Source organism: Exiguobacterium sp. s166 (assembly GCF_018618855.1).
GTDB lineage: Bacteria > Bacillota > Bacilli > Exiguobacteriales > Exiguobacteriaceae > Exiguobacterium_A.
In genome coordinates this window covers 535,108-557,372 of sequence record NZ_JACSMU010000002.1, presented here as the reverse complement: position 1 = coordinate 557,372, position 22,265 = coordinate 535,108, and the positions used below count along the sequence as shown (strand labels likewise).

The following is a 22,265-nucleotide window of genomic DNA, read 5'->3' as shown; positions in this document are numbered from 1 at the left end:
TTATAATGAAACGATTGTTTGATATTAATGAGTGGAAAATTACGGAGCAGGGTTTTCATCCGGAGGATAACCGCCTTGCTGAATCGATGACGGCGATTGGGAACGGCCATATGGGAATGCGCGGAAACTTTGAAGAAGATTACTCGGGAGACACGCATCAAGGGATGTACGTCGCCGGTGTCTACTACCCAGATAAAACACGGGTCGGCTGGTGGAAAAACGGGTATCCGGAATATTTCGCAAAAGTTTTGAATGCGGTGAACATCATGGGACTTCGTGTTTCGATCAATGGAAAAAATGTCGATCTGAACGAGTGGGAAGTTGTCGACTTCAAACGGGAACTCGATATGCAGCATGGAGTTCTGACACGGACGATGCTGATCAGAAATGGTGTGGAGGAAACAAAAATTGAATCAAAACGTTTCTTCTCGATCGTCGATAAAGAACTGGCTGCACTTCGATATACAGTCACACCCGTCAACTTTGATGCGGAAGTGGTCATCGAATCATACCTGGACGCTGACGTCGAAAACGAAGACTCCAACTATGATGAGAAATTCTGGCTTCCTGTAGAGCACGGAGCGGAAGAACGATTTGCCTATGTTACTTCTAAAACGAAGAAACTGGATTGGCACGTCACAGCGGCCATGATTACCGATGTCGAGGGTGCGAGATGTGAAGTGCTTGAAAGTACATTACAGTATGTCGCGAATCGTTTCACGAAACAGGTACCGGCAGGCGAAGCGGTGACAACTGAAAAATTAGTAGCACTCGTGACGAATCGTGATTATGAAATTGAAGACTTATTGGCGCAGGCGATGAAACGTGTTAACGACGCGTTTGAAACCGGATTTGATGGAGTGCTTGCAGCGCATGAAGCGGCCTGGTTGAAGCACTGGGAAGAAGCGGATGTGAAGATCGAAGGCGATGTTGAAGCGCAACAGGGGATTCGTTTTAACATCTTCCATATGTTCCAAACATATACAGGCGAAGATTCCCGCCTGAACATTGGACCAAAAGGATTTACCGGGGAAAAATACGGTGGCGCGACCTATTGGGACACAGAAGCATACTGCCTGAACTTCTATCTTGCGACATCGAAGCCTGACGTGGCTTGGAACTTATTGAAGTATCGTCATAACCAATTGCCGCAAGCGAAAGAAAATGCGGATAAGAATGTTGGCATGAAGGGTGCGTTATACCCGATGGTGACAATGAACGGGGAAGAGTGCCACAATGAGTGGGAAATCACGCATGAAGAAATCCACCGGAATGGTGCGATTGCCCATGCAATCTATAACTATACGAACTACACAGGAGATACATCCTACCTCGGGCAATACGGATTTGAAGTACTTGTTGAAATCGCACGTTATTGGGCGAGTCGCGTCAATTATGTCCCGCATAAAGATGTCTATATGATTCTTGGTGTCACAGGACCGAATGAGTACGAAAATAACGTCAATAACAACTGGTATACGAACTTGATGGCTGCCTGGTGTCTTGAGTACGCGCAGACCGTCTACCGTCATCTTGAGCAAGAGGAACCGGCACGTCTGGAAGAATTGATTCATCAATTGGCTATTACGGATGAAGAATTAGCTCACTGGGCCGATATTGATCAGAAAATGTATTATCCGAAAGACGATTCCGTTCCGGATGTGTTCATGCAGCAAGACGGTTTTATGGATAAAGAACAGATTATGGTCGCGGATCTTGATCCAAAACATCTTCCTTTAAATCAAAATTGGTCATGGGACCGTGTCTTGCGTTCTGTCTTCATCAAACAGGCCGATGTCCTGCAAGGACTCTATTTCCTGACAGATCGTTTCTCAATCGAAGAGAAGAAGAAAAACTTTGATTTTTATGAACCGCGGACGGTTCATGAGTCATCCCTTTCACCGTGTATCTATTCCATCATCGCGGCAGAAGTCGGTTATGAAGAAAAAGCCATGGAACTTTATCAGCGTTCCGCACGGCTTGACCTTGATAATTACAACAATGATACAGAAGATGGTCTCCATATCACATCGATGGTCGGATCGTGGATGTCGATCGTTCACGGGTTTGCCGGACTTCGTGTCGAGCAGGGAACGCTGTCCTTCAAACCGATGTTGCCGAAGGGCTGGACCAGTTATTCGTTCCGGATGCAATGGCGCGGACATCATATCTTGGTTCAGGTCAAACAGACAGAAGTGTGTATCGAACAAAATGTGGGTGGAGCATTCACGTTACAGCTTCATGGCGAAACAGTTGAAGTCCCGGCAGAAGGTGCGGTTACAATCCCGGCTTCCATGACCGTCTGATAAAATCGAGAAAAGACAAAACCGTAAGTTTTATATGAATCAGGGTGGCAGATTTCATATCTGCCGCCTTTTTCATTTGAAGAAGAAAGTGTTCAACTTCTGAAAATGAGAACGTTATCAAAAAAAGAAATATAATTCTTTCTTCATCTTGACTATCCGGACACAATTGTTATGTGCTAAAGTGTTCCAAGATAGTTTACGAATGAGAGGAGAACAAGGTGTGACAGCGGTTGTAAAGGAAAGTATGTTAAAAGTGATTGTCGCCTCGATTGGCGGGTTCGTCATCGCAGTAGCGATGAACTGGTTCTTGATTCCAAGTGGTGTTTACTCGACAGGATTTACAGGACTGGCCCAAATTTTAACGCAGGTCTTGCAAGGAACGGCGTTTGCTTTTGGGGAAAACGTCTGGTTTTTAGTCTTGAACTTGCCCTTGATTGTTTTGGCATGGATTATGCTCGGACGCAGTTTTACCATCATTACATTGATTTCCGTTTTGGCGACAACGATTTTTATCGGACTTATTCCTCAGTATGCTGTCATTCCGGGTGATCAGACACTCAATGCCGTGTTCGGTGGTGTCTTGCTGGCGATCGGAACGGGGATTACGATTAAATTCGGGGCATCGACGGGTGGTTTTGATATCGTTGCGTTGATTTTCGCGCGTTTCTCTGACCGTAGCGTCGGATTATACCTGTTTGTGTTGAACTTCCTGATTGCAATCCTCGCTGGAGCGTTGTTTGGTTGGTCAACGGCACTGTACACGATTGTATTCATTTATGTCACTTCAAAAGTCGTCGATGAAATCCATACAAGCAATCAACGGTTGACGATTTTCATCATTACGAATCATGCCGACGATATTACGACGGCACTTCACCAACACATCATTCGAGGCATCACCCAGATGCCGGCAATCGGTACGTATTCACGGGCTGAGAAGTCGACGCTGATGATGGTCATCGAACGGCACGAGTTGCGCGATATCGAGCGCATTTGCCGCGATGCAGACGAAACGGTGTTCATCAACGTCGTTGCGACAGATTCTGTAGTCGGATACTTCCGCAAAGGATGATTGAAAATTAGGGGGGCACAACAACAAAGCCGGCTTTTCTGTCTGATGGACAGAGAAGCCGGCTTTGTTTAATGACATCAAATCAGACCGAGGACATGTTTCAGGTAGTAGGCAATCCCGTCTTCCTGGTTCGACTTCGTTTTGCCGTTAGCAACCAGTTTTAACGCGCCGATGGCATTGCCCATCGCGACGCCATGCCCGACATACTCGAGCATTTCCAAGTCATTTTCTTCATCACCAAAAGCAATGATCTGTTTTTGTTCAATCCCGAGATGACGCGAGACTTGTTGTAAACCTATGGCTTTACTCGTACCTTTTCGCATGACCTCGACCATATATTCCGGTTTGACCCACTGGCGGTTTAAGACCGTTTCGGCATGAATGCTCGAAAGTTCGGACCGGATTTCCTGGACATGTTCGCCTTTCGCATGAATCAGCAGGGATGTCGGTTCATGTTGCAAGACCTTCCGTAAATCACCTGTCGTCACGGATAAGGCATGATCCGTGTAGAATTCATAAATACCGGTCGGATCGTTCTGGAAGTAAACATGATCCGTCACTTCGCAGACGATATTTTGTGTTTTCGAGTCCGCTACCGATTCCAAGATGTGCTGAACAGTTTTCAGCGGAATCGGATGATGGCTGACTTCAAAATGACGGTCTTGCGGATGGTGAACAAGTCCGCCGTTAAAATTGACGATCGGTGTCGTCAATCCGAGTTCGTCGTAATAGCGTTTGGCGTGCCGGAAAGGACGCCCTGTCGCGATGACGATTTCATGACCGTTGTCGCGTGCAGTTCTTAACGCATGTAAGTTGGCCTGACTGATGGTTTTGTCGTCGCGTAATAATGTCCCGTCCAAATCGACGGCAATCAGATGACGTTGCATAGGATACTCACTCCACTCTGGATTCATTACGCTTACTGTAGCATAATCGGCTGAAAAATATCTGAAATTGCCTGCTTTTTGAATTCAGGAAAGCGTTTAAAAAAATCGGAGAAAAGCTGTCTATGGTCCTAAAAAATGATATACTACGAAACGTAGGACATTAAAAAGTAAGTTAAGAAATGGAGGGGGAAGAATGCGTTTTCTCGTTACATTCTTCTGGTCGTTCTTACTCGTGAACACAGCTGTGTTCATCGTATCAGCGGTCGATGCAGTCACGTATAACTTCGGATTCGCGACAGCTATGTCAGTCGTGACTTCACTTGTCGTCTTCGCACTTGATGCAGTCAACGAAGATCTTGGTCTTGGTCAAGGGACAAAGGCAGAATAAGGTAAAAGCGAGATATCGTCATTCGGACGATAGGCTCGCTTTTTATGATTTAGCTGAGAACACTCGTGACTTTAGTGACGAGTAGTTCAAAGTTTAGGAGGCAAGTGATGATTGTACTTAAAAATGTGACCCTAGCCGGGGGAGTAACGGATGTATGGGTTGGTGGGGGAAAGATTCTCGCAATCGGTTCCTATACAATGGACGAACGGCTGATTACGCAGACGATTGACGGATCAGGCAAACAATTGGTCCCAGGATTACTCGATGGACATGTTCATCCGATCGGCGGAGGCGGGGAAGGTGGTTTTTCGACACGGACGCTGCCACTTTTGGCAACTGATTTTCTGGAAGCCGGCGTCACGACTGTCGTTGGATTACTGGGAACAGATGGATGGACGCGGACTGGAATCGATCTGCTTGCGCACATGCGCGGCTATATGAGTCAAGGTATCCGTTCCTTCCTCTTGTCAGGCAGTTACGCGGTCCCTCCGGTTTCGATTACGCAGTCAATTGCGGAAGATATCCTGTTGATTAACGAAGTCATCGGGATTGGTGAGATTGCCATCAACGACCATCGTTCGACACATCCGACTGTTCCTGAGGTGGCACGACTTGCTTCGCAAGCACGGATTGCCGGTCTTTTAAAGGGGGTCCGGGGGACGATGAATGTTCATATCGGGGACGGAAAACATGCGCTTGACCTGCTCAACGAAGTGGTCGAAACGACCGATATTCCGATTACACAATTTTTACCGACCCATATCAACCGCAGCGAACGGATATTTGACGCCGGTTTACGTTGGGCGAAACAAGGCGGACGGATTGATTTTACGACCTGTACGACGGAAACGTTCATTGAAGAAGGGGAGATACCAGCAGGTCAGGCACTACAGCGTGCTCTTGCTGCCGGTATCCCGTTACGTCAGATTACGATGTCGAGTGACGCCGGGGCCAGCTTACCCGCCTTTGATGAAAGCGGGAAACTGCTTCGTCTTGAGACCGGAAAGCCGACATCGATTTTGGATGCGGTCCGTGATGCGGTGAAACATGGCGTGCAGTTAAAGGACGCGATCCAAACTGTTACATCAAACGTCGCAGAAGCATATGGCATTTCCGGAGGACTCATCCAGGAAGGCGAGCGTGCTGATCTGTTACTGATTGATGACGCTTTGCAAATCGATACGATTCTTGCAGAAGGGCGTGCTATAATGATTCAGAAAAAATGGCTGTTGCCAAAATGACGGAGGGATACTGTGTCAAAGAAATCTAACCGTGTAAAACCAACAAAAAAACCGCAATCGAAAGCCAACTGGATTACAGCTGGTGTGATCGCGCTGATCGTCTTAATCGGGGCGACGATGTTACTGTTTACGGATCGAGAGGATTCTGCATCGAAAAACGGTAATTTAACGGCCGGTCAAGTGGCGGATAAGCTGAAGTCCGGCGATGAATTTTACACGTATTTTTATCAGACGGGATGCGTACACTGTGAGAAAGTAAAACCGTATTTAGTGCCACTCGGTGAGAAACAGGACATTCCATTTGAACAAATTGATCTGGCAGTTGAACAGTCGGCTTGGGATACGTTTGCCATCGAAGGGACGCCAACTGTCGTTCATTTCAAAGATGGGAAAGAAGTCAGCCGGGTATCCGGTGAGCAGACAGAAGACGCCTATAAAGAATTTTTCGCAGGTAAAGCCGTTAAAAATTCTGAAGAAGAGTCGTCAGGTGATTTAAATGATTAAAAAATGGTTCTTTACGCAACTGTTTGAACTGAACGGTCATCCAACCGTCGCGAAACAACTGCGTCGCTTTGCGATGAGTCCGGTCAGTCGACCGCTGATTCAACCGTTCGTTAAGATGTATGATTTACAAATGCATGAGGCCAATCAGCCGCTTGAATCGTATAAGTCGTTACATGAATTGTTCGTTCGAAACTTAAAAGAAACGGTTCGTCCGATTGACGGGTCAGAACAGGCTGTCGTCAGCCCGTGTGATGGCGTTTTATCCGTTGTCGAGGATTTGACGGAAGAAAGTCGTTTTACCGTCAAAGGACAGACGTATTCAGTTTCCGAGTTGCTCGGTTCGCATCACGAAGCCGATCACTACATCGGAGGACGGGTATTGATTTTTTACCTCAGTCCGCAAAATTATCATCGTGTTCATGTACCGGTTGATGGGACAATCCGGACCAGTTACACGCTCGGCCGTGATTCGGCACCGGTCAACGATCTCGGTCTTTCCTATGGGAAACGACCTTTGACGCGGAATTACCGTCGGGTCACACGTATCACACATGGGGAACACGCACTTGAACATGTCATGGTCGGTGCCTTGAACGTGAACACCATCGTCCAAACGAATCAAAACCGAGAAGTCAGACGGGGCGATGAGTTCGGCTATTTTTCATTCGGCTCAACAGTCGTCTTGATTTGCCCGAAAGATGCCATCACATTAGAAACGGACATCAAAGGTCCGGTTTTGATGGGGCAACGCATCGGTTATTGGAATTCATGAATGGAGACGCTCCCGTTACGAAGGGAGCGTTTCGTCATGCTTAGGAGGAAGCTATCATGCAGGTTTTAATGTTTACGGGAGCATCGGGTTCGTCGCTTCAAATTTACGGGGCCTTATTCATTTTTTTAGTGACCTATGCATTTATCATCAGTGAAAAAATTAGTCGGGCAATTGTCGCCCTGTTAGGTGCATTAGCAATGGTGATATTCGGCATCGTCCGGTTGGAATCTGCCTTGTTTGAATACGTTGAATGGGGAACAATCGTCTTATTGATCGGGATGATGATTTTAGTGACGATTGCCAATCAGTCCGGATTGTTTGAATACATTGCCATTCGGGCGGCTAAAAAAACAAAGGGAGATCCGGTAAAAATCTTGATTTTACTATCCGGATTGACGGCACTCGGATCTGCCTTTTTAGACAATGTCACGACGGTCCTGTTGATTGTTCCAATTACGTTTTCGATTACGAAGGTCTTAAAAATCAAGCCGTTTCCATTTTTACTGGCGGAAGTCCTGTTTGCCAACATCGGTGGAACGGCCACATTGATCGGTGACCCTCCGAACATCATGATTGGAGCCGCTAATCCGCATTTGACGTTCAATGCCTTCTTATTGAACCTCGCACCTGTGATTGTGCTGATTACAATCGTGACAATCGGTATTTTGTATATGATTTTCCGCAAACACTTACACGTGGAACCGGAAGACCAACAAAAATTGATGGAGATTGACGAAAACAGCTACATCGTCAGCCGTAAATTAGTCACGCGCAGCAGTATCGTCCTGGTAAGTACGATTGCATTGTTCGTCATTCATCCGTTACTGAGTCGAATCGGTCTTCATTTGGAAGCACCTGCCATCGCAATCCTAGGAGCGACTATCTTAATGCTGCTGACGATTGAAAACAACCACCAATTGGAGGAAGTATTCGCCCGGGTAGAGTGGACGACAATCTTTTTCTTCGCGGGACTGTTTATCTTAGTCGGCGGAATTCAGGAAGTGGGCGTCATCCGTTTCTTGGCAGAAAAAACAATCACGTTGACAGGGGGAGACATCCAGACGACAGCAACCGCTGTTCTTTGGTTATCCGGCATTGCCAGTGCGACGATTGATAATATTCCGTTCGTCGCGACGATGATTCCATTGATCAATGATGTGGCGACAGGAATTGGATTGTCACCCGACAGTCAACAAGTCGACGTCTTATGGTGGTCCTTGTCGCTCGGAGCATGTCTTGGAGGGAACGGAACATTGATTGGCGCGTCAGCCAATGTGATTGTCGCGGGATTAGCTACGCGGCAAGGGGAGAAGTTCACCTACGGAAGATTCTTACTTTACGGGGCTCCGATCACCATCGTAACGCTGATTATTTCGCAACTTTATTTATGGATCCGCTATTATTGAAGAAAATTTTTGAAACGGAAGAGACATGTACTCTTTCGTTTTCTTTTGGTCGTCGCTCTATCAAATGGATTGTGCTATAATCGAACGATAAGAACATAACTGTTTCTTAAACTTAACTATAGAGCTAGACCATTATCTGGAGGTTTTATTCTTGTTTAAACGACTTTATCCAAAACATTTTGTGGCGTCGATTTATGATATCGACTTAGAGATGTTAAAACGAAACGGTGTCAAAGCAATTTTGACGGATCTTGATAATACACTTGTTGCTTGGAATATTGCCGATGCTCCAGACGAATTGGTGTCATGGCTCGATATGGTGAATAACCAATACGGATTTGACGTCATCATCGTCTCGAATAATAACGGCGATCGAGTCAAGAAATTTGCGGATCCACTTGGCTTACATTATATTGCACCGGCCCGTAAACCTTTACCGATTGGTTTCAAACGTGCGTTGACGGAATTTGGTTATCACGCGAAGGAAGTTGTCTTCCTGGGAGATCAATTGTTTACAGATGTGTTAGGCGCAAATTCAGTAGGTATCGAAGTAATTCACGTTCAACCCGTCGTCAAGACAGACGGTGTCGTCACAAAATTTAATCGCTTGATGGAACGGTTGATTTTCCGTCGGATGAAACGCAAAGGGATCTACAAATTGACGCAACGTGTCAAAGAAGATCCGGCAGTGTTAAAACACCCGATTGAGACCCTTCGTCAAGATAAGCAGCAATGACCCTGTCATACCGGTAGATGAAAGGATAGGCAGCAGTCGCAACATGTACGGCAAAAGGTCGGAAGTTACGCTCTTGGAGTGGCGTGCAGGGCGCTACGTTGAATAGAGAAGGGAAAGTCCCGATGCGGCTCAACACACACATGGAAGAAATCAATTGCGCAGGCTGTGGTGTCGCGATCCAAACAGAGGATCCGAAAGCACCTGGTTATGCGCCTAAATCTGCACTTGACCGGGAAATGGTCATTTGCCAACGTTGTTTTAAACTGAAGCATTACAACCAAATTCAAGACGTCGCATTAACGGACGATGATTTTGTCAAAATCTTAGATGGAATCGGTCAAAAAGATGCATTAGTCGTTAAAATTGTTGATATCTTTGATTTTAATGGAAGTTGGTTACCCGGATTACACCGTTTCGTCGGAAAAAATGATGTTTTGCTCGTCGGAAACAAAGCCGACTTGCTACCAAAATCACTTAATCCGAATCGCTTAATGAACTGGATGCGCCAAACATCAAAAGAGCTGGGCTTACGTCCAGTCGACGTGCATCTGATCAGTGCGAAAAAAGGACACGGTGTGGATGAACTGGCAGAGAAAATCGATTATTACCGCAAAGGACGCGACGTTTACGTCGTCGGCTGTACGAACGTCGGTAAGTCGACATTGATTAACCAAGTCATTAAACGATTCGGGGAAGAAGAAGAGGCGGTCATCACAGTCAGTCACTTCCCGGGAACGACACTTGATTTAATTGATATTCCGTTGGACGATAACTGTAATCTGTACGATACACCAGGAATCATCAATCATCACCAAATGGCACATTACGTGGATGCAAGAGACTTGAAGTTGATTACGCCGAAAAAAGAAATCAAGCCGCAAGTGTTCCAAATTCATCCACAACAAACATTGTTCTTCGGTGGTCTGGCTCGTCTTGACTACATGGAAGGCAACAAACGGTCATTCGTCATCTATATGTCAAATGACTTGAAAGTACACCGGACGAAGCTCGATAAAGCAGACGATCTGTATGCGAATCATAACGGAGAATTGTTATCACCGCCGAATGAGAAGACGCTTGAGATGCTTCCGCCGCTCGTTCGACACGAGTTCAGTCTACGCGACAACATGAAAACGGATATCGTTTTCAGTGGACTCGGTTGGGTGGCAGTTCACGGAAAAGGCGGACGAGTTGCTGCCTACGCACCAAAAGGTGTTGCTGTCTCATTACGTGAGGCGCTTGTCTGATGCAATTTGCTGTCATCGGTCATCCGATTGCCCATTCGCTTTCACCCATGTTGCATGAAACATGGCTGAAGGCGGCTGGGCTTTTCGGTTGTTATACCACGGTAGATGTCGAAGTGAACGGATTGGAAGCGTTCGTTCAGAAGGTAAGAAAACGGCAGTTTGATGGAATCAATGTGACGATTCCGCATAAGTCGGCGATCATTCCTTTTCTTGATCGTCTGGAGCCGGCAGCAGTACGCGCCGGTGCCGTCAATACCGTCTATTGGGACGGGGAGGAACTGGTCGGTGCCAATACGGACGGAACCGGATTTGCCCGCGCCCTTGCGACACGAACGAATGCGAAAAACAGTTTAGTGATTGGAGCAGGCGGAGCGGCCCGCGGCATCATTCCAATGCTTCCCGGTCATGTTACTGTCATGAACCGGACGAATCAGACGGCTGAACAGGTGGCTGCTGAATTCGGGCAATCTGCTGTTCCTTGGTCGAGCACACTGGATTTGATGCCGTATGATGTCATCATCAATACGACTTCTGTCGGAATGGCGCCCGCGATTGATCAGACGCCGATCGAATTGACAGCGACGACGGCTTTGATTTGTGATATTATTTATCGACCGACCCCGACCCGTCTTTTGCGGGAAGCGACCGCAAACGGGCTTGATACACTAGATGGTGTTTTAATGTTTGTACTACAAGCGGCTGAAGCGTTTGAACGCTTCACCGGTCATAAACCTGATCTCGCACTCGGCGAGCAGGTGATTAGAAAGCAATTGGAGGAATCATAATATGTTAACAGGTAAACAAAAACGGTATTTACGCGCGACGGCTCACGACTTAAGCCCGATTTTCCAAGTCGGAAAAAACGGTGTTGGTGAAGCGATGTGTGCAGATTTGATGGATGCACTTGAAAAACGTGAACTCTTGAAAGTTCAAGTTCTTCAAAACTGTGCTGACGCTCCGAAAGATGTCGCGGCTGAGCTCGTTGACGGAACAAATGCCGAACTCGTTCAAGTCATCGGAAAAGTCATCGTTCTCTACAAGGAATCGAAAGAGAATAAGACGCTTCAATTACCACGATGAAGATCGGTTTGATGGGCGGAACATTTGATCCACCCCATATCGGTCATCTGCTGATTGCCGAACAAGCGAAAGAGCAACTTCAACTGGATGCGGTCTGGTTTTTGCCGGCAAAACTGCCGCCGCACAAACAATCGACCGTGACGAGTGCGGCGAAACGGCTGCAACTTGTCCGAGAAGCCGTCCGGGACAATCAGGATTTTTCAGTCTCCGAGATTGAGTTCGAACGGGAAACGAAATCGTACACGTTTGATACAATCCGGGAACTGAAGAGACGTTATCCCGAGCATGCATTCTTTTTCCTGATCGGTGCGGATTCATTAGTCAGTTTAGGGACATGGCACCGGTCGGAAGAATTGTATAAGGAAATCGAATTCGGGGCAGTTGCACGTCCGGGAAGTCGTTATTTGATTCCGGAAGGCGCGCGTGTCACGGCAGTCGACATGCCGTTGCTTGAAGTCTCTTCGACTGACATCCGTCAACGGATGGCGAGAGGACGCAGCATCCGTTATCTTGTTCCGGAACCGGTCCGACAATTAATCGAGGAGTGGAACCTCTATGCGACTTGAAGAAGCGAAACGAATCATTAAGGAAACGTTGCCCGAAAAACGCTACATCCATACACTCGGCGTAGTCGAGACCGCCATTCAAATGGCACGACAATACGGGGTTCAGGAAGATAAAGCTGCTTTGGCAGCCATGTTGCACGATTATGCGAAATATCGGAATGTGTCCGAGATGCAGCGTGTAGCAGTGGAACTTGGACTGGATGAATTACTCAATTATGATGAAGAATTGTTGCATGCACCGGTCGGGGCAGAACTCGTCAAGCGAGAACTCGGCATCGAGGACATGGAGATTTATCAAGCAATTGCTCATCATACGACGGGCGCTCCGGATATGCCGTTGCTCGATCAAATCATTTTTGTCGCAGATGCGATTGAGCCGAATCGTCAGTATCCGGGTGTCGAACAGCTTCGGCAGATTGCGCAGGAAGATTTGACGCAAGCTGTCATTGCGACACTTGTCCAGACGATTTCATTTTTATGCAAAAAACAAACAGTGATTTTTCCGTTGACGATTGAGACGTATAATGCGTTCGTTCCGGAAAAACGAAAGGGGACCGTCCTATGACAGTCGAACAAGAATTAAAATTAATCGTAAATGCAATTGATGATAAACGTGCCGAGGACATCGTCGTACTCGACATGTCGAGTATTTCGCCGATCGCGGATTACTTCGTGATTTGTGAAGGGAACTCGGAAAAACAAGTTCAAGCCATCGCGCGTGAAGTGAAAGAAGTCGCCCACAAAAACGAATTACCAATCAAACGACTAGAAGGAATGGATGCAGCGCGCTGGGTCCTCGCGGATCTTGAGAGCGTCGTCGTACATGTCTTCCACCGTGATGACCGTGATTATTACAACCTTGAGAAACTATGGGCAGATGCTCCTAAAGTCGAAGTCGAGATCGACTAATGGCGTACGAACAGTTTGCGTATGTCTATGACGAACTAATGCAAGATGTCCCGTATCCTGAATGGGTCGCGTGGGTACTTGAACAGGTCGAGCCCGGCAAAAGAATCGCAGATATCGGTTGCGGGACCGGAACGGCAACCTTGTTACTGGCTGACCATTATGAAGTCACCGGCGTCGATTTATCGGAAGAGATGCTTGAAATTGCTCAAGAAAAAGCAATGGAGACCAATCGGCACATTGATTTTTGGGTACAGGACATGCGGGAACTGGAATTGCCGGAACCGGTGGATGCGATAACGATTTTATGTGATTCCTTGAATTACTTGCAGACGGAAGCAGATGTCAAACAGACATTCGACAGTGCAGTACGTTTGTTGACGAACGGTGGAAAGTTGTTGTTTGATGTTCATTCCCCTTATAAAATGGAGACATTATTTAACGGGAAAACGTACGCGACCCATGCTGAGCAAAGTTCGTATATCTGGTTCGCGGATCCCGGTGAAGAACCGTTATCGGTTGTCCATGAACTGACCTTCTTTATTGAAGGCGAGGACGGCCGGTACGATCGTGTCGACGAGACACATCATCAACGGACGTATCCGCCTGAACAATACATTACCTGGTTGCGCGAAGCAGGTTTTCGTGTATGTGCCGTAACCGGTGATTTTACATCCGATGCACCGACTGAAACAGCCGAACGTATTTTTTTCGTTGCTGAAAAAATATAAACGTCTCTAACCATCAACGGATCTCATGTTGATGGTTTTTTTATGTTGTTTTAGGTTAGCAAGGCAATTGGTTGAAGCAAGGAAAACTAAATGAAACGAAAAGAGGGGCATGTCACCGGATAATAAAGAATAGTCCTGTTCAGAAGCGACGGAAAGATTGATACAGTCGATGAGACAGGAGGGATATGGATGACGATTCCACGTTTACAGCAAGTAGCAACGATTGCGGTTGTTCTCTTACTGCTCGTTGTCTTATTTGTTCCGCTGCCTTCATGTTCGAACGAGGCATTGGTTGAAAAACCGGCAGTCGTTGAACGAGAACAGGAAGCACAGGCAGAAGACCGTTCGGCGGATCAGACGCTCGTCCAGAAAAAAATCATGGTTGATATCAAAGGGGCGGTCAAACGGCCCGGTCCATACAGTTTTCGACTCGGTGATCGCGTTCAAGATGCCATTAAACGTGCAGAAGTGACGGCAGAAGCGGATATCAAACAACTTAATCTCGCAGCACGTTTAATTGATGGTCAGGAAGTGATTGTTCCGACTAAGAAACAGGTTAAGACATCCAAGAAGGCAGTACCCGAAACGTCTGAACAAGCGGAAGTGCCAAAAGGATTAGTTGATTTAAATGCAGCGACGGAAGAACAACTGTTGGAAGTACCGGGAATCGGTCCTGCGAAGGCCAGTGCGATTTTACAATACCGGGAAGAAAAAGGCGGCTTTGCAACATATGAGAATCTGGGCGATGTGAAAGGATTTGGACCGAAGACGTTGGAAAATCTGAAAGCTTATCTCATCGTCTACTGATGCCGCTGTTGCCTTTATTTTTTATGATCGGACTCATCGCCTTAAAAGAATCCCTGTGGCTGGTTGCGGTCTGTTCGATGATTCTTGTACTGAAATCCTGGTCGATGTCGAAGTACTCTGTTTTGTCGCTCGTTGGACTGACGATTGTATTTTTAATGAGTATGACGACAGAACAGCTGGCTGCGCCGATTCAGGTCATCGATATTCTGGACGCGAAGCAGAATGGCGACAGAATCCGTTATTTCGCCGAATCCGAAAATCAGCAAATCGTTGTCGCAGCCACGTTGGATGAAAAAACAGACCGTGACTATGAGCGAATCGGGCAACGGTGTGAAGTCGAGTTGGAGGAACGGCCGGTATTGCCTCGAGTGAATCTGGGCGGATTTGATGAAGTCCGTTGGATGCGAATCGAACAGTTACGAGGGAAGTATGAGGTCGTAACGTGGGGGAAATGTACTGAGACACCGGGACTTGGGGCGAATGGACGCCGTATTCGTCAGCAGTGGATGACGCGGATTGAGCAACTTCCGATCAAACAAGCCTTGTACGTGGAAGCCTTAGTATTAGGGGAAGATCGTTTGATGGATCAGACGACGATGGAACGTTTCAAAAAGTTCGGTTTGCTCCATGCGATTGTTATTTCCGGTTCACATATCGCCTTTTTGATTGTGACGATGTTATGGCTTTTAAAAAAACTGCGGTTGACGCGGGAGCGGAGATTTGAATTTCTATTAATGACCCTGCCGTTGTACGGATGGTTGACGGAGTGGAGTGCTCCAGTCACACGTGCAGTGTGTGTCGCCATGGTACTGCTGTTCTGTCACCGGATCAATCGGCGACCGGATCCCTTGGTGGTCATCGGTACAATCGGGGCATTTCAATTGGCAGTCTCGTATACGTATCTGTACGATGTCGGATTTCAACTGACCGTCGGATTGACGATCTTTTTATTACTGTCCCGCAAGATGTGGGAAACGATCAAACGTCCCTGGAACTGGTTGCTGATTAGCTTTTGGGCGCAAATCATGACAAGTCTAGTCCTGCAATTGGCGCAACAGACAGAAGTTTCCTTTTGGTCCCCGCTGTTGAATTTGATTATCGGGGGATGGATTGAATGGGTGATTCTACCGCTGTCTTTCCTTGTCAGTGCAACTGTGCTGATTCCGTCGTCTGATAATCTGATTGGTCTGCATGGTAAGGCTACTTCTTTTTTGGATCAAGCATTGACTTGGGCGGAGAAACTCCCCGTTCCAACCGTTGCGGTTCATCTGTTTTCGCTTCCTGTGTTTCTGATTATGGCAGGAGTGGTCCTCACAGGCTGGTGGTTGGCTGAGCGCAAATGGTTCGGTCATCTTGTCCCGCTGGTCGGGCTGCTCGCAGCGAGCCTTTATATGGATCAGCAAACGCCGGAACGAATCACCTTTCTTGACGTCGGACAGGGAGACAGCACCATCATCGAAAAAGCAGGAGAAACGTTTGTCATTGATACAGGGGGAACGTTTTCCTTATCACTTCGTCCCCCGTTGCGTCCGTTTGATCCAGGAGGGCAAATCGTAGCCCCGTTTTTACATACGCGGGGAGAAACGCGGATTGAAGGGCTGGTCATCACGCATGCAGACCATGATCATATCGGCGGATTGCTAGGGGTTTTGCGAAAAATTCAAGTCGATACGATTTATATGGGTCAGTTCGACAATCAAGATGCGAAACGCCACGCGTTGATCGAACAGATTGAAGCGACAGGAACACGCATTGAATACATTCGTTCAGGACAACGGATTCGTCCCTGGCTCAAGGTATTGGCTCCTGCAGCGAGCGAGGAAGAAGAAAATGACCGGTCGGTCGTGTTACTTGCTGACGTTGCCGGGAAACGTGTCTTATTGACGGGAGATGCGAGTATCAATCAAGAGGAAACATGGTCCGTCCCCAAAGTCGACATTTTAAAAGCGGGGCATCACGGTTCAAAAACGTCAACTGGAGAACAGCTTTTGCAGAAAACGGATCCGGAACTGATCATCATTTCGGCAGGACGAAATAACCGGTATGGTCACCCTCATGCAGAAGTATTGGAGCGGACAAGGAATCGGAATGTCATGCGGACCGATCAATCGGGAATGATAACTTGTTCTGCAACAGGCTGTGAACCTATGCTAAAATAAAAAACAGCAACCCCCCAAGGTTGCTGTTTTACTGATTATAGGCTTAAGAATTTAATGACAACGCCAATGATGAACAAGACTGCGAAAAAGCCGAACGATGCGCCAAAACCGACCGCTGAGTCAAGCGCGTCATTACGTTTTGACTGAATATCGTTTTCAAACGCATTCTCACTTGGTGGACGTACTGAATGTGCCATGCTGCATTCCCCCTAAAAATAGATTCCGCTTCTAGTATAGCGGAATAAAAGAGGATTATCTATGATGAAGTTAAGAACAAACTGTGAAATGTGGTGGGGAAGATGAAAACACCTTGGCTTGTCAACGGAAAACTGGCGAACCTTTATTTATTATATGGAACGGAACGACATCTTTTGGAAGAATGGGAACGTGAAATCGTCAAAGCCGCATTGCCGGACGGCGAACGCTTTGATTACATGAAGATTGATTTAAACGATCAACCGCTCGATGCGGTACTCGATGAAGCGGAAACGGTCCCTTTTTTAAGTGATTACCGTGTCGTCATCGCTAAACCGGCTACTTTTTTGACAGGTGCAAAAGACAAGAAAACACATAACGTGGAGCGGTTGACTGAATACATCGTCCAACCTGCGGATTATGCAGTTGTCGTTTTGATTGTTGAGGCGGAAAAACTGGATGAGCGAAAAACGATTGTCAAACGGTTAAAAGACCGGGCTGTCGTACTCGAAGCAAAAAAACCGACGACGGAAGAACTGTTTCGTTTCGTGATGGATGCGGTCAATGACAAAGGGTACCGGATGGAACGGCCTGCCATCGAACGATTGATTTTCCTGACGGGTGAGATGTGGGCGACACTGACACGTGAACTGGATAAACTCATGCTTTATGCCGGAGATCATCCGACGATTGAACTGGAAGATGTTAATTTACTGGTGCCGCGGACGTTAGAGGATAATGTGTTCCAACTGACGGATTATCTGATGAAACGTCAACTTGAACCGGCGATTCGATTGATTCGCGATCTCGAAAAGCAGGGACAGGAAGTGTTGGCGTTACTTGGACTGATGGCACGACAGTACCGGATGATGTTGTTGTCCAAACGTCTGGCGGAACAAGGGTACGGGGAACGGCAAATCGCGTCCAAAGTCGGGGCGCATCCATATGCGATCAAACTCGCCCTACAGGCTGGTAAACGGTTTACGTTCGCGCAGCTCGAACAGGCATTGGTCGCAATCACGACGACAGACGAGGGTATGAAGACGGGCCGAGGTGACAAACGGATATTGTTTGACGCCCTGATTGTCCGGCTCGCTACATTATAGGAGGCAGAGCAGATGGAGATTCGAATCATTTCAGCAACAGAGGTCATTCCACTTCGAAAAGAAGTATTACGTCCCAACCAGCCGATTGAAATGTGTGTCTATCCGGACGATGATCTCGAATCCACTTTTCATTTAGGAGCCGTCAAAGACGGAAGGATTGTAGCTATCGGTACTTTCTCCAATCGTCCTCATGAGGCGTATCCGGAATTGACCTATCAATTACGCGGAATGGCATCGAGTCCTGCTGTCCGTGGAGAAGGATATGGAAAAGCATTGTTAGAAGAGGCACGAAATCAACTGAAAGCAAAAGGTGCAGACGGTTGGTGGTGTAACGCCCGACTCAATGCCGTTCCTTTTTACGAACGATTGGGTTTGGCAGTTGCAAGTGAGTCATTCGAAATTGAAGGAATCGGTCCGCATCATGTCATGGTAGATCGTTTCTGAGAAAAAAGAAAAAAGGCTGACTCAAAAGTCAGCCTCTTTTAGATACAAAAAAATCACCACCGGAGCGGGCTCCGAGAGGTGATCGATCACTGTATCCTTCAAAGAAGAATTAAAGTGCGTTTACGAGACGAGCGAGACGTGATTTGTCACGACCAGCTTTGTTGCTGTGGATAAGACCTTTAGCAGCAGCTTTGTCGATTTTCTTAGATGCTGTGTTGAAAGCTACGAGCGCTTGCTCTTTGTTGCCTTCAGTAGCGAAAGTTTCGACTGCTTTGATAGCTGAACGCATAGACGATTTACGTTGTACGTTAGCGACGCGGCGTTTTTCAGCTGTTTTAACACGCTTGATTGCTGATTTAATGTTAGCCATGGATGATTCACCTCCAAGAAAACTCATTCGAGATTTATATTCGCATATCTGCATTTATCGTTCAACAGAACAAACACAATTGTAGCAAACGTTTTTCTTAAAAGCAATAACAGCTCTAGGGTTTCTTTCGATTTTTGTTTTTTTGGAAAACAAAACGAGATGGTGCACCCCGTGTGATTTTTGGTATAATGAAGCGTATGTACGTTTGACTATAAGGTAAGGTGACTATAAACATGAATAATGCAGATCGTTTAAAGCGGCAAAAAAGTATTCGTAATTTCTCTATCATCGCTCATATCGACCACGGGAAATCGACACTTGCTGACCGTATTTTAGAAAAAACAGGTGCTTTGACATCACGTGAGATGAAAGATCAGACACTGGATGCGATGGATTTGGAACGTGAACGTGGGATTACCATTAAGTTGAATGCTGTTCAATTGAAGTATACGGCAAAAGATGGTGAGGAATATATCCTCCATCTGATTGATACACCGGGACACGTCGACTTCACATACGAAGTTTCCCGTTCCCTCGCAGCTTGTGAAGGAGCTGTCCTCGTCGTTGATGCGGCGCAAGGCATCGAAGCACAAACACTGGCTAACGTGTATTTGGCACTGGATAACGACTTGGAAATCTTGCCGATCATCAATAAGATTGATTTGCCTTCAGCAGACGTCGAACGTGTTCGTCAAGAGATTGAAGACGTAATTGGACTGGATGCTTCTGAAGCGGTTCCGACATCCGCGAAAGCCGGTATCGGGATTGAAGAGATCCTCGAACAAATCGTTGCGAAAGTTCCGGCACCGACGGGTGACCCGGAAGCACCGCTCGAAGCGTTGATTTTCGATTCATATTACGATGCCTACCGTGGTGTCGTCGCGTCGATTCGTGTCGTCAACGGGACGGTGAAAGTCGGTGACAAGATTCGGATGATGTCGACCGGAAAAGACTTTGAGGTCTTGGAACTCGCGGTCTCGACACCGAAACCGCTCCGTCAAAAAGAATTGACGGTAGGAGATGTCGGTACGTTATCGGCTTCGATTAAAACAGTTGGTGATGTTCGCGTCGGGGATACGATTACCTTGGCGAAACAACCGGCGACAGAAGCTTTACCGGGATACCGGAAGATGAACCCGATGGTATACTGTGGTCTGTATCCGATTGACGCAGCACGCTATAATGATTTGCGTGAAGCGCTCGAACGTCTTCAATTGAGTGACGCAGCACTTGAATTCGAGCCGGAAACATCACAGGCGCTCGGATTCGGTTTCCGTTGCGGATTCCTTGGTATGCTTCACATGGAAATCATTCAGGAACGGATCGAACGCGAATTCAACATCGATATGATCACGACGGCTCCATCGGTTATCTATCATGTGACGACGACGGCCGGAGAAGTACTCCATGTCGATAACCCGTCGAAGATGCCGGAACAACAAAAAGTCGAGTTCATCGAAGAGCCATACGTTAAAGCAGCCGTTATGACACCAAACGACTATGTCGGTGCTATCATGGAGCTCTGTCAAAAGAAACGCGGAACGTTCATTGATATGGAATACATCGATACGGCACGTGTTAAAATCACGTATGAACTCCCGTTATCGGAAATCGTCTATGATTTCTTTGATCAGTTGAAATCAAGCACAAAAGGATATGCGTCGCTGGATTATGAATTGATCGGCTATCAGCAATCGCGTCTTGTTAAGATGGATATCTTACTCAACAATGAAAACGTCGATGCCTTGAGTTTCATCGTTCACCGTGATTTTGCGTACGAACGTGGGAAAGTCATCGTTGATAAATTAAAAGCACTCATTCCGCGGATGCAGTTCGAAGTACCAATTCAAGCGGCCGTCGGAACGAAGATTGTCGCCCGTTCGACAATCAAAGCGTTACGGAAAAACGTTCTCGCCAAGTGTTATGGCGGAGACATCTCGCGTAAACGTAAATTGCTCGAGAAGCAAAAAGAAGGTAAGAAACGCATGAAGATGGTAGGCTCGGTAGAGGTACCGCAAGAAGCCTTCATGTCGGTTCTGTCGATGGATGAAGATTAAGGAAGACACAAAGGGGGCGTTTCTGGCGCACCCTTTTTCTGTTTAAGTGAAGAAAGGATGAGGCGAAATGACTCCACGCGCCGCATATGTCCACATTCCGTTTTGTGAGCATATTTGTTATTACTGTGACTTTAATAAAGTCTTTTTAAAAAATCAGCCGGTCGACGAGTATCTCGATGCGTTGGAACGGGAAATCGAGCTTACGTTACAACAGTACCCGACTGATCGGCTCGAAACGATCTTTATCGGCGGAGGAACACCGACCGCCTTAAACGAAGATCAGATGCAACGTCTGATGGATATCATCGCGAAGCATCTCCTGCCGCTGACGGATGACGCTCTTGAATATACGGTCGAATCGAATCCGGACGGTGTCTCACCGGAAAAACTCGACATCATGAAAGCGGGCGGCGTCAACCGGGTCAGCTTTGGGGTCCAGTCGTTTGATGACGGATTACTCGAGCGCATCGGCCGGACGCACCGGGAAGCCAAAGTTGCCGAGACGCTCGAACATGCCGCAAAACGGTTTGACAACATTTCGGTTGACTTGATGTTTGGTCTGCCGAATCAAACGCTCGACCAAGTCAAATACGATGTCGAACGGGCGTTACGTTTACCGATTACCCATATCTCGTCGTATTCGTTGATTCTTGAGCCGCATACGGTTTTTGCGATTCAGGAACGAAAAGGGAAGTTGCCGTTACCGACACAGGATTTAGAAGCGGATATGTACCGCTTAATGATTGAAACGATTGAAGCCGGTGGATTGCATCAATATGAGATTTCAAACTTTTCCTTACCGGGTCGGGAAAGCCGGCATAACCGGGTCTACTGGGAAAACGACGAATATTACGGATTTGGTGCCGGTTCACACAGTTACATCAACAAGACACGGCGTGCGAACATTGCACCGATTCCGCACTATATCAAAGCAGAGGGTTTACCGGTCCGAAATGAGACGCCGTTGACGGAAGTCGAACGGATGGAAGAAGAGATGTTCCTCGGATTACGGATGAAAGAAGGGGTGTCGGAACGACACTTCGAAGAAAAATACGGGCATTCGCTTGATCAAGTGTTTGGACAGACGATCGCGAGACTGTTACCACGCGGACTCGTCGAGCGGACAACGACCCATCTTTGTTTAACGGACGCGGGTGTACCGCTCGCTAACGAAGTGTTTGCCGAGTTCATCGGGGAAGCGGAAGTCGAAGGGTAAGAGAATAGTAAGACCGTACGAATGAAAACGGCGTCCATACGAAAGTATGTCGACGCCGTTTTATTTTTT

The 22,265-nt window shown here is 47.1% G+C and carries 24 protein-coding genes; 21 read left to right on the top strand and 3 right to left on the bottom strand.

Features of this window, described 5'->3' with window-relative positions; translation table 11 throughout:
- Positions 1-5: 5 nt before the first annotated feature.
- Entirely contained in the window at positions 6-2,306 is a 2,301-nt protein-coding gene (locus KNP93_RS07240) for a glycoside hydrolase family 65 protein (RefSeq protein ID WP_214854138.1), read from the top strand.
- 220 nt (positions 2,307-2,526) lie between these two features.
- Entirely contained in the window at positions 2,527-3,378 is an 852-nt protein-coding gene (locus KNP93_RS07235; protein ID WP_012369661.1) for a YitT family protein, read from the top strand.
- Between the two features lie 77 nt (positions 3,379-3,455).
- Here the strand turns inward: KNP93_RS07235 and KNP93_RS07230 are convergent, their stop codons facing one another.
- Entirely contained in the window at positions 3,456-4,265 is an 810-nt protein-coding gene (locus KNP93_RS07230; RefSeq protein ID WP_214854136.1) for a Cof-type HAD-IIB family hydrolase, read from the bottom strand.
- A gap of 193 nt (positions 4,266-4,458) precedes the next feature.
- Here KNP93_RS07230 and KNP93_RS07225 point away from each other — a divergent pair, with 193 nt between their 5' ends.
- The 15 genes from KNP93_RS07225 (at position 4,459) to KNP93_RS07155 (ending at position 16,808) form a co-directional block, all read left to right on the top strand.
- Positions 4,459-4,653 carry a YjzD family protein gene (locus tag KNP93_RS07225; RefSeq protein ID WP_012369663.1) on the top strand — a complete coding sequence of 65 codons (195 nt, stop codon included), beginning with the start codon at positions 4,459-4,461 and terminating at the stop codon, positions 4,651-4,653.
- 107 nt (positions 4,654-4,760) lie between these two features.
- Positions 4,761-5,894, top strand: coding sequence for a beta-aspartyl-peptidase (gene iadA / locus KNP93_RS07220; protein ID WP_188005219.1), 1,134 nt, complete (start codon positions 4,761-4,763; stop codon positions 5,892-5,894).
- A 12-nt stretch (positions 5,895-5,906) separates the two neighbouring features.
- Positions 5,907-6,398, top strand: coding sequence for a thioredoxin family protein (locus KNP93_RS07215; protein ID WP_131973235.1), 492 nt, complete (start codon positions 5,907-5,909; stop codon positions 6,396-6,398).
- The gene (locus KNP93_RS07210; RefSeq protein WP_131973234.1) at positions 6,391-7,170 is read left to right on the top strand and encodes a phosphatidylserine decarboxylase; all 780 of its coding nucleotides are present in this window, start codon (positions 6,391-6,393) and stop codon (positions 7,168-7,170) included. Before KNP93_RS07215 ends, KNP93_RS07210 begins: the two co-directional genes overlap by 8 nt.
- A gap of 56 nt (positions 7,171-7,226) precedes the next feature.
- A complete protein-coding gene (locus KNP93_RS07205) occupies positions 7,227-8,576 on the top strand; it encodes an ArsB/NhaD family transporter (RefSeq protein WP_012369667.1) in 1,350 nt (449 codons plus the stop codon).
- A 151-nt stretch (positions 8,577-8,727) separates the two neighbouring features.
- Positions 8,728-9,312: a YqeG family HAD IIIA-type phosphatase gene (locus KNP93_RS07200; RefSeq protein WP_012369668.1), complete on the top strand. Its 585-nt coding sequence runs from the start codon at positions 8,728-8,730 to the stop codon at positions 9,310-9,312.
- Between the two features lie 140 nt (positions 9,313-9,452).
- Complete coding sequence (gene yqeH / locus KNP93_RS07195) at positions 9,453-10,559, top strand: ribosome biogenesis GTPase YqeH (RefSeq protein ID WP_026829033.1); 1,107 nt, start codon at positions 9,453-9,455, stop codon at positions 10,557-10,559.
- Positions 10,559-11,344 (top strand): shikimate dehydrogenase, encoded by a 786-nt coding sequence (aroE, locus tag KNP93_RS07190; RefSeq protein ID WP_131973232.1) that lies wholly within the window; start codon positions 10,559-10,561, stop codon positions 11,342-11,344. Before yqeH ends, aroE begins: the two co-directional genes overlap by 1 nt.
- Position 11,345: 1 nt before the next feature.
- Entirely contained in the window at positions 11,346-11,639 is a 294-nt protein-coding gene (gene yhbY, locus KNP93_RS07185) for a ribosome assembly RNA-binding protein YhbY (RefSeq protein ID WP_012369671.1), read from the top strand.
- Positions 11,636-12,205 (top strand): nicotinate-nucleotide adenylyltransferase, encoded by a 570-nt coding sequence (gene nadD, locus KNP93_RS07180; RefSeq protein ID WP_131503918.1) that lies wholly within the window; start codon positions 11,636-11,638, stop codon positions 12,203-12,205. Before yhbY ends, nadD begins: the two co-directional genes overlap by 4 nt.
- Positions 12,195-12,770, top strand: coding sequence for a bis(5'-nucleosyl)-tetraphosphatase (symmetrical) YqeK (gene yqeK, locus KNP93_RS07175; protein WP_131503919.1), 576 nt, complete (start codon positions 12,195-12,197; stop codon positions 12,768-12,770). The genes nadD and yqeK overlap by 11 nt, the downstream gene beginning before the upstream one ends.
- A complete protein-coding gene (gene rsfS, locus KNP93_RS07170; RefSeq protein WP_131503920.1) occupies positions 12,767-13,114 on the top strand; it encodes a ribosome silencing factor in 348 nt (115 codons plus the stop codon). The genes yqeK and rsfS overlap by 4 nt, the downstream gene beginning before the upstream one ends.
- Positions 13,114-13,842, top strand: a complete 729-nt coding sequence (locus KNP93_RS07165) for a class I SAM-dependent DNA methyltransferase (protein ID WP_131503921.1) — start codon at positions 13,114-13,116, stop codon at positions 13,840-13,842. Before rsfS ends, KNP93_RS07165 begins: the two co-directional genes overlap by 1 nt.
- A gap of 189 nt (positions 13,843-14,031) precedes the next feature.
- A complete protein-coding gene (locus KNP93_RS07160; RefSeq protein WP_131503922.1) occupies positions 14,032-14,649 on the top strand; it encodes a helix-hairpin-helix domain-containing protein in 618 nt (205 codons plus the stop codon).
- Entirely contained in the window at positions 14,649-16,808 is a 2,160-nt protein-coding gene (locus KNP93_RS07155) for a DNA internalization-related competence protein ComEC/Rec2 (RefSeq protein ID WP_214854133.1), read from the top strand. Before KNP93_RS07160 ends, KNP93_RS07155 begins: the two co-directional genes overlap by 1 nt.
- Positions 16,809-16,843: 35 nt before the next feature.
- On the opposite strand, the gene KNP93_RS07150 is transcribed toward KNP93_RS07155, so the two are convergent.
- Entirely contained in the window at positions 16,844-17,005 is a 162-nt protein-coding gene (locus KNP93_RS07150; protein WP_012369678.1) for a YqzM family protein, read from the bottom strand.
- Between the two features lie 102 nt (positions 17,006-17,107).
- Here KNP93_RS07150 and holA point away from each other — a divergent pair, with 102 nt between their 5' ends.
- Together holA and KNP93_RS07140 are read left to right on the top strand one after the other, a co-directional pair.
- The gene (gene holA / locus KNP93_RS07145; RefSeq protein ID WP_131503924.1) at positions 17,108-18,109 is read left to right on the top strand and encodes a DNA polymerase III subunit delta; all 1,002 of its coding nucleotides are present in this window, start codon (positions 17,108-17,110) and stop codon (positions 18,107-18,109) included.
- A 12-nt stretch (positions 18,110-18,121) separates the two neighbouring features.
- Positions 18,122-18,553 carry a GNAT family N-acetyltransferase gene (locus KNP93_RS07140; RefSeq protein WP_214854130.1) on the top strand — a complete coding sequence of 144 codons (432 nt, stop codon included), beginning with the start codon at positions 18,122-18,124 and terminating at the stop codon, positions 18,551-18,553.
- A 109-nt stretch (positions 18,554-18,662) separates the two neighbouring features.
- Here KNP93_RS07140 and rpsT read toward each other — a convergent pair whose 3' ends face one another.
- Positions 18,663-18,923 carry a 30S ribosomal protein S20 gene (gene rpsT, locus KNP93_RS07135; RefSeq protein WP_012369681.1) on the bottom strand — a complete coding sequence of 87 codons (261 nt, stop codon included), beginning with the start codon at positions 18,921-18,923 and terminating at the stop codon, positions 18,663-18,665.
- A gap of 233 nt (positions 18,924-19,156) precedes the next feature.
- On the opposite strand from rpsT, the gene lepA reads away from it, so the two are divergent.
- A complete protein-coding gene (gene lepA / locus KNP93_RS07130; RefSeq protein WP_114596442.1) occupies positions 19,157-20,980 on the top strand; it encodes a translation elongation factor 4 in 1,824 nt (607 codons plus the stop codon).
- 67 nt (positions 20,981-21,047) lie between these two features.
- On the top strand, positions 21,048-22,196 hold the full coding sequence (hemW, locus tag KNP93_RS07125) for a radical SAM family heme chaperone HemW (protein WP_214854127.1): 1,149 nt from the start codon (positions 21,048-21,050) through the stop codon (positions 22,194-22,196).
- The last annotated feature ends 69 nt before the right edge of the window (positions 22,197-22,265 follow it).